Here is a 6,218-nt window from a genome sequence, read left to right as displayed (position 1 = left end):
ACTAATTTTCAGGCGGTTTTTTAATTCCGCCAACAGGTTCTGTTCTAATGTATGCGAATAATGTTTCTTGTTAGGTGTGAAGTACACATCCTTTAATATGGGATTTCCCAACAAAGGAGATAAGTCGCCGTTTTTACAATTCCAAAATCTGAATGATAGCAAGGATTTCATGCTTTGGATAAATTTCAAATCGTCCAAATCTGAAATAAAAAGATTGTGAATATTCTGATTGTCTGCCAACACGGAATAATCACGTAGCTTACTATTCTTCTCAAATGAAACCTCTCCGATATAATCTAAACGGTTGATACTACTAATGTCGATTAGCTTTCTGTTATGTGCAAAAACTAATGTATCAATTTGAATTAAATCTTCTATGCCTTTCAAACATTCTATTTGTGATTGATAGATATGTAATGTTTTTATAGATTTCCAGTTGGAAAACAATGACATATCTTTTTCAGTCAATTTACTAATAACCGCACTTTCTAATTGTTCCAACTTATCCAAGTTCAGGAAGTTCTTATTATAAAAAATCCCAATATTTCGGAGTGATGAAAAACGAGTGAAATCTATATGTAAATCCACTTGCTGGCAATAGAATGTTTCTAATCTTTCAAGGGAGTATATATATTCAAAGTTGGCTACATTCGTAGTATTGATATTCGTAATAGATAGGAATACAATTTGATTAGCGACTTTCTCAAAAAGTTTGAAATCCATTACCGCATCATCATCAATATTCCATGTGTCAATCTGTAAACCGTCACAATCATTTGCAAGGGCATATTCTATACCTTGCTCAAACTCTTTGGGTTCGAGCATTAGCTTTTTCTTGCATTTATTTGTTTCAGAATCATGTATTCGCATACTCAACTTTTTTATTGATAATGGTTAGAAAGGAGCATCGTCAGATGCTATCTTTTGTTATTACTGACTTATTTATATTTCTCAATCCGATGAATAATTATTGATACTTCATAACTTGCTTGATTTTATTAAAACTGATAAAGAAAGAGCATTAAAAGAAGACCGACAATAAGTATAATATACCTGATACTTAATACCGCCTTATCTGAATATTTGGCATTATAAATATTGTCTTGAAATTTCTCAAATAATACAAGAGTCCTTTTCTTATTATAATATATGTATACACCAATCCAAGGAAGTATAAAGCCGATTATCCATATAATAAGTGTTGTTAGTTTAGATATGTACGAAAAAAAGAAATGCCCTGTCAAGAAAAATGAAAACAAAAAAGATGCAAACATATAAGTTATTGAAATAACTTCCGATAAGATGCAGGCTGCACCAAAACGTGGAAATTCCTCATTTTTTAAGCAAACCAAATAATATCTATAAAATAAATAGTCAATAATCTTTTTCATAAGCGACTGTTACAAAACATCAATTATATAATTGTCAGTAATGGTTAAGCGGGGAACGCTGTAAGCGTTATCACGCTTTGTTACCGATGATTTAACTTTCAAAGTCTTTTGAATTAACAAGTCCACGAATAAACTCCTCAAAACTTGCTGCAAGTGTAGTAATCTTATAATCGGTTTCTTCATCAATATGTACAACACTTGGTTCTCCAGTTAAACCGCACTTGCTGTAATCCAAAAATATCATATCATGTCCGGCAGAAGGTGTGGTACAGATTGCTATGCCAATGTTTGGATAGCCCCATTCTTCAATCCAAAAACGACTTCCCATTTCTCCGCAGAGAGAATAAGGTTTATCTTTATCTATTCCCATAATTCCACTTATCGCAATATGGTTGTTTGCCCAAGAAGTCGGAGTTTGGGTTGGAAAGCATTTATTAATGGGTTCACCACCATTACATTGTTTTATCAGCGCAATATAAGATTGAGGTAATTTATATTCCAATTCACGTTCAATCTCTTCAACTTGTTTATCTGTAGGTGTTGTACCTATATAATATTTTTGAGCGTATTCGTTATTAGCCCAAAAACTGGAAAAGTCGAAATCTTCAAAAGGAGTTTTATCCATGATTGTATATTTTAACTGTTTTATCGGTAATGGGTTAGCAGGAAACGGCTTGCCCGTTATCCTGCGTTGTTATCAACCTGTTCTAATATTTATCTGCAACTTCAAATTCACCGATTGTTTGTGTACAGATGTCAATGTACGGAATAGTCTTGACTATCTTGATGTTTTCAATGTCCTCACTTCCCCCCATAGCCAACAGCAGGGAATACCCGAAACATTCGTCATAGTCGGGAGTTCCGAGTTTCTCTTGTATTACAGGATAATTTTCTAAGTCAAACCAACCTTTCAAGAAACTTTGATTTACCATTACCTTATTAAAAATTGCACGAAGATTGGCAGGAAGTATTAAATATGTTCCGTATCTGACATTCAGATAAACAACGTAATTATTCAGTCTTGGGTTCTTTACATAGGCAAAGACATCGCCGAAAGCCGTACACATGAATGGCAGAAACGATTTGTCATCCTCCTTCTCATAACAGGAGTTTATCACATCTTGGTAATCGGACGGATTGATAAGCTTAAACAGCCCATTACAATAACTGCCCAGCCCGACCTCCTGCCATAAAATATTCAGTTCGGGATAAGACAAATCAGCATATTTGGCAATAAAAGTATCATCTACTGCCTGCCTCTTATTATTGAGGCTCTTTTCTAAAAATTCTTCGTACATATTTATGTGCTTTATGGTTGATAATGGTTTGGTGAGGAACAGCGTTAAGCTGTTATCTCGGTCTTGTTACCAATATAATTTATAAGGAAACAGACAGCCATTTTTGCTTCCATGAAGAATATCTTTTCTTAGAATCCAAAAGCCATTTGCCTTTTTTCAGTAAGAATATATATTGCATCTTTTCTTGCATAGGCTCTTCTCTGTATGTGTGAACTACAATTCTATTTTTTCCTTCATCTACTATATCGGTTATTTTCTCTTCATCAACATCATATTCATAAGAACCTTTCACACCATAAGATATAGTGTTAGGTTTGCCATACTTTCGTTCACGAGGAGTACAGTAGGTCAAAAAGATTTTTGATACCAATTCTTTTTGCTTGTTAAACTGTTCTTCAAATGAAAGTTCACTCTGTTTTTCAATATCATTACATGTAACTTCCCACTCGTGCATATTCTGCATGAATTGAAGCAACAAATTTTCTATAGCTTCTTTTAGTTCTGTTTCCATATCTGTTCTTATTGGTAATGGGTTGCAGCTTGCCGCCGTTTAGGCGGAATAGGTGCTTGTTAGGCGATTATTTAATCACGATTTACCAAAGTCATACTTTTTAGGATTATGAATTGAATTAACAAGCAAAGAAGCACTTTGGGCAATATTGCTATTCGTTGACTTTGCTAAATCTTCAAACAAAGAAATATTCTGTTGAATTAAATCTATTGTACTTCTCTGCATGAAATTTCGGTCTATGGATTTGAATGTTTTTATGTAATCGGCATCCATTGTTCCGTCAAAATCTCTGTCAAAGAGTTTTGATTTAATTTTTTCATATTTCATCAGATTGCCTTTGGTCGGATTATAATTGGTTGCAATATCGACCTGCATATTATAATTTGCAGCTTCAAAAAGCACATTTATGTTTTGTAATAATATGTCTTGATTTGATTTGTTTTCCATAAGTAAACAGATATAGAATTTAAGTCCCCAAGGGGTAATTCTATATAGCGTATCCTGACATTCAAGCCTATCAATCACATATTGATAGTCCGACATTTCAGCAGTATTGTTGAACATCTTTATAAAGATGCCTTTTAAGCCGATTGAATTGGTTTCATATACCGTGGCAAATCTATTCCACGGAAAATTGTTCATGCACTTTAAGAAATCCATAACATAATATTTTTTGTTTCACTATTTGCGCCTAATGGATAGCAGGAAACGGCTTGTCCGTTATCCTGCGTTGTTATCAACCTGTTTTAACCTCAAAGTTTATCAGCACTCTTAAATCTGCCGATTGTTTGGGTGTTAATATCAATGTATGGAAGTGTCTTGACTATCTTAATATTTTCAAGGTTCTCACTTCCGCCCATTGTCAGTAGTGGGGAATAGCCGAAACACTCGTCAAAGTCCGGCGTTCCAAGTTTCTCTTGCATTACGGAATAATTTTCTAAATCAAACCAGCCCTTTAAGAAACTCTGATTGAAAATTATCTTATTAAGAAGCGCAGCGAGATTATCAGGGAGTATTAAATATGTTCCGTATCTGATATTCAAATAAACAATGTAGTTATTCAGTTTCGGGTTCTTTACATAAGCAAAGACATCACCGAAAGCCGTACACATGAATGGCAGAAACGATTTATCATAGTCCATGACATAGCAAGAGTTCAACACATCTTGGTAATCGGACGGATTTATGATTTTAAGCATTCCGTTACAATAACTACCCAATCCGGCTTCTTGCCATAAAGTAGTCAGTTCGGCATAAGACATATCGGCATATTTAGCAATAAAGGTATCATCTACTGCTTGCCTGATACTATTGAGGTTCTTTTCTAAAAATTTTTCGTACATACTTGTGCGCTTTATGGTTGATAATGGTTTGGTGAGGGACAGCGTTTAGCTGTTATCTCGACCTTGTTATAAAACCGATTTAGTAGATAGTGGTTGTATTGGTATTATACCACCACTATAATATAATTTATCCAAATAATTATTCACTTCATTTGACCAATAATATTTATGAAATATCTTGTTGTAATTATTATATCTATTATCAGATGTTTCCATTCCTTGATTAAATGATTCTCTTATTCTTTTTTTCAAAGCAATTCCATTGCATTTAGCATGAAGACTTTGTTGCGGATTCCAAATAAAAGAGGTATCAGTTATCTTAATTTCTTTCTTATACCAGAAATTAGTCATATAAATGAAATCTCTTTTGTCCTCAACACAAGGGCGGTGAGATAACAGTTTTATTTTTTGTTCAAAATCAGCCTTAGAGCCAATATTGATAAGAATATCTCTATTAATAAAGTCTTTTATATCGAGAATATCCCCCCAAATAAAACCTTCTTTTTCATAATTACTACAATCAAAAAAAATCAGATGATTACTCGTTAAAAAATCGTTTACGAATTTTATAATACAATTTCTATTTGCTATTATATTTATTTCCATGTTATTATTTAGGGTTTATAATGGTTAGAAAGGAGCATCGTCAGATGCTATCTTTCGTTGTTACTAACTTATTTATATTTTTCAATCCGATAAATTATTGATACTTCATAACTTGCTCGATATTTAAAACTGATAAAGAAAGAGCATTAAAAGAAGCCCAATAGTCGGTACAACATATCTGACACTTAATACGGTCTTGTCCGAATATTTGGTGTTATAAACATTGCCTTGGTATTTTTCCAACAAAGCCTTAATCCTTTTTTTGCTATAATATAGGTATATTACAGGCCAAGGGAGAAAACAGCCTATTACTCCTATTACAATTCTTTCTTCTCCGGAAGTATTTGGCAAAAAGAAATCTCCCGTTAAGAAAAACGACAGTATCAGCACGGCAAACAAATAAGCCATTGTGACAATTTCAGCCAATATGCACGTTGCCCCAAAACGGGGAAATTCTTCTCTCTTTATGCAAACCATGTAATACCTGAAAAACAAGTAGTCAATAATCGTTTTCATCGGCGATTGTTCTAAAATATAAATCACATTGTTGTTAGTAATTTATTTATAACCGCACCTTATGGTGTCGTTCCTACACTTCTATAACTACACCTCACGAATTATCCAGTGTATCAAGAGGATTAGGGATTTTTGCTTTATGGGCACTTGACACATGAAGATAAATGGTTGTGGTCTTGATGTCGTTGTGTCCCAGCAATTCCTGTATCGTGTGCAGGTCTGTTCCCTGTTCCAGCAAGTGTGTGGCAAAGGAGTGGCGCAGCATGTGTACGTGTACACGGTGTTTGATTCCTGCACGATGTGCGGCTTCTTTCAGTACTTTCACCAATGCACTTGCCGAATATTGCTCTCCGGGTGTTTCGCCCTCAAACAGCCATTTTTGTGGACGATATTCCCGAAAGTAGTGCCGTAGTTCTTCCAGCAACTTGGGCGAAAGGAGCGAATAACGGCATTTCTTCCCCTTGCCCATAATGCGAATCGACATTGTTTCACTGTTGATGTCTTGCGGGGTGAGGTTAAGCAATTCGCTTCTTCTAAGTCCGGCAGAGTAAAC

At 34.5% G+C, this 6,218-nt stretch carries 9 protein-coding genes; all 9 read right to left on the bottom strand.

Features of this window, described 5'->3' with window-relative positions:
• On the bottom strand, positions 1-870 hold an 870-nt coding region (locus DXA74_RS15410; protein ID WP_118529017.1), incomplete at its 3' end, for a hypothetical protein.
• Between the two features lie 612 nt (positions 871-1,482).
• Positions 1,483-2,016, bottom strand: coding sequence for an SMI1/KNR4 family protein (locus DXA74_RS15400; protein WP_032585347.1), 534 nt, complete (start codon positions 2,014-2,016; stop codon positions 1,483-1,485).
• Positions 2,017-2,098: 82 nt separating this feature from the next.
• Entirely contained in the window at positions 2,099-2,689 is a 591-nt protein-coding gene (locus DXA74_RS15395; protein ID WP_004312555.1) for a T6SS immunity protein Tdi1 domain-containing protein, read from the bottom strand.
• A 79-nt stretch (positions 2,690-2,768) separates the two neighbouring features.
• Positions 2,769-3,200, bottom strand: a complete 432-nt coding sequence (locus DXA74_RS15390; RefSeq protein ID WP_115472978.1) for an NTF2 fold immunity protein — start codon at positions 3,198-3,200, stop codon at positions 2,769-2,771.
• 75 nt (positions 3,201-3,275) lie between these two features.
• Complete coding sequence (locus DXA74_RS15385; protein WP_115472976.1) at positions 3,276-3,860, bottom strand: hypothetical protein; 585 nt, start codon at positions 3,858-3,860, stop codon at positions 3,276-3,278.
• 92 nt (positions 3,861-3,952) lie between these two features.
• A complete protein-coding gene (locus tag DXA74_RS15380) occupies positions 3,953-4,543 on the bottom strand; it encodes a T6SS immunity protein Tdi1 domain-containing protein (protein ID WP_115472974.1) in 591 nt (196 codons plus the stop codon).
• Positions 4,544-4,609: 66 nt separating this feature from the next.
• Positions 4,610-5,149, bottom strand: a complete 540-nt coding sequence (locus DXA74_RS15375) for a hypothetical protein (RefSeq protein ID WP_008016677.1) — start codon at positions 5,147-5,149, stop codon at positions 4,610-4,612.
• 123 nt (positions 5,150-5,272) lie between these two features.
• Positions 5,273-5,665 (bottom strand): sodium transporter, encoded by a 393-nt coding sequence (locus tag DXA74_RS15370; protein WP_118529013.1) that lies wholly within the window; start codon positions 5,663-5,665, stop codon positions 5,273-5,275.
• A 94-nt stretch (positions 5,666-5,759) separates the two neighbouring features.
• Positions 5,760-6,218: tyrosine-type recombinase/integrase (locus DXA74_RS15365; RefSeq protein ID WP_147401155.1), on the bottom strand; the 459-nt coding region annotated here is incomplete at its 5' end.

The organism is Bacteroides sp. OF04-15BH, assembly GCF_003477995.1.
GTDB lineage: Bacteria > Bacteroidota > Bacteroidia > Bacteroidales > Bacteroidaceae > Paraprevotella.
This window is presented reverse-complemented; position numbering and strand designations above follow the sequence as displayed.